Annotated in this window: 3 protein-coding genes; all 3 read right to left on the minus strand. The window is 42.7% G+C overall.

All coding sequences use genetic code 11. The features are described from left to right. Nucleotides 1-67: 67 nt before the first annotated feature. Complete coding sequence (locus T515_RS16010) at nucleotides 68-694, minus strand: SOS response-associated peptidase (RefSeq protein WP_036613526.1); 627 nt, start codon at nucleotides 692-694, stop codon at nucleotides 68-70. 49 nt (nucleotides 695-743) lie between these two features. Continuing rightward, entirely contained in the window at nucleotides 744-998 is a 255-nt protein-coding gene (locus T515_RS16015) for a hypothetical protein (protein WP_036613528.1), read from the minus strand. A 54-nt stretch (nucleotides 999-1,052) separates the two neighbouring features. Further along, the coding region (locus tag T515_RS16020; protein ID WP_036613531.1) for a Y-family DNA polymerase at nucleotides 1,053-2,446 on the minus strand (1,394 nt) is incomplete at its 5' end.

Below are 2,446 nucleotides of genomic sequence, written 5' to 3' on the forward strand. Positions count from 1 at the left end.
TGTGAAATATATGTGAGTCAGAAACAGTATAAATATTGTACATGATGAAAAGCTGATGGGCAATTAACTATCCATCAGCTTTTTCTATGACCATATCAGACAGTGAATACCGTATTATCTCATCAGGATTTGACGAGGGATTAATCCAATCGTTTATCAGGTTTTCCGGAAGCATGACCGGCATACGGTCATGGATCTTGGCAAGTTCTGCAGTTGGTTCTTTTGTTAATACGACAAAAACAGGGTATCCTTCTTCAATTCTGTATAGTCCGCAGAGCCAGGTAATGGTATGCCCTTTAGGCTGAACGGCATATTTTTGTCCTGTCTTCACCTTCCCATCGATACTTTTCATGTGTTCCCACTCGTAGTAGTAGGAAGCCGGGATGATGCATCTATGGGACATCCATGCATCTTTAAAGGTCGGTTTGATACCGGCTGTCTCAACCCGCGCATTGAAGAGAGTCCTTTTATTATCTTTTGCAAGAAATCCCCACTGCATTGGAAAAGCACTTCTCTGACCTTTGGAATTTGGAGCTATGACCGGTACGATATCAGTAGGGCGGACTTCACCATTGGTGATCAATGGTCTCGCGTGTGTATCTATAAATTTCTGGGTAAGCAGGGATCTTGACACGAATGCAGTTATGTCAGCTAATTCGGGAAGATCTTTCTCCAAAGCGTATCGTGTGCACATGGTATCTCCTCATGATGGTATAGAAGAAATTCCTTACTATAGGATTCTATTAAGGGAATTCTACTATAGGCTCAAATTCATGGTTTGTGTATATATCTTCGATTTCTGTCTCAGTCCGTATGAGTTCTTCACTAAATCCCTTAAGAGCATCAAAAGGACTGAAGATCTTTGCTCGTCTTCCCAGATCCATGGGAGGATGTTTTAAGGTAAAACTGTCTGTTTTGTTATGTACCGGCTTCCCTTTCTCATAGACATGCTTGTATCGGAAGGAGAGAGTCGGAATAAGGTTATCTTCACTATCCATGGTAGTTCTCCGTTTGATATAAGTATATTACATAATAAGAAATAACCAGGATGGCTATTTCTTATGTCCACCAATCTGGTTATTTCTTTCGATGGTAGTAGCACCTTCGAGAAGGTTCATACCTTTCAGCATGGCGTTGGCACCATACTTTGTACGGACATCCAGCAGTGCGGCATGTAATTTCCGTTCCTTATCCTCAGCTTCGTAGTCTGTGAAGAGATCCATCTGATACATACCTTTATCATCGACCACATCACAGGCACATATACCAAGTCTCCGCAGAAGTATCCTGTGGTCACTCTTTTTTGCGACATCATCCATAATCTTTCCAATAACAAGTTTTGAAGTATTGGTCGCGGTTCTTAAATTTACAGTACCGGTTGAATGAGCAGGATGAATCCGCCCATACCAGTCAATGGCCAGCTTTCCATCATATCCCGGAAAGTATTCAAGACTCTTGTAATCATAGCTTATCCACCAGGTGAACCTTTGTGACACAAGATTCTTACGATACATGTCTGCACAAAGGATATCGATCATTTCCTTGAATACAATGCAGGCTTCATCATACTTATAGGGTCTTGGAAGTACCTGACCATTGGAAAGGGAATGAGTGTCTGTCTTGTAATGCTTGATATCGTACATTGTGACAGGCTCGATACCCCAGGCATGGTCGATAAGTATCTCGGCATCTATACCGAAGGTCTTATAGAACCATTCCTCATCCCACTGAGTCCTCTCTGCTATGTCTCCCATGGTATACATATGGTCACATTCAAGTCTTCTGGCTTTACCCTGACCTATCTGCCAGAAATCGGTGAGAGGCCTGTGATCCCAGAGAAGATATCTGTAAGAATCTTCCGTAAGTGATGCTATACGTACACCATCTTTGTCTGCCGGAGCCTTTTTAGCGACGATATCCATGGCGACCTTTGCAAGATAAAGGTTGGTGCCTATTCCAACAGTTGCTGTGATGCCTGTTGTTTTTAAGACATCCCGGATCATGGTCAGTGCCATGACATGGGCAGGTGTTTCTCCGGATCTCCTTGCAGCTGTCTCATAGAAATGAAGATATGGTGTACAGTCGATGAAACACTCGTCAATGCTGTATACATGAACATCCTCAGATGCTACGTATTTAAGGTATATGCCGTAAATCTGTGCAGAGATCTTTTCATACTCAAGCATACGTGGTACAGCAATGATGTATAGTACCTTTGTATGATGGAGTTCTTCATATTTCTTTATGGCCTGCTTTGCCTCGAATAACCTTGGACGGCTGGGCACACCGATTGCCTTTAAAGCCGGAGATACAGCGAGACAGATGGTCTGATCAGTCCTGCTGGCATCAGCAACAAGGAGATTGGCTTTCAGCGGATCATAGCCTCTTGCCACACACTCAACAGATGCATAAAAACTTTTCATATCTATAGCGATATAAACACGTT

It is taken from the genome of Oribacterium sp. P6A1 (genome assembly GCF_000702885.1).
GTDB lineage: Bacteria > Bacillota > Clostridia > Lachnospirales > Lachnospiraceae > Oribacterium.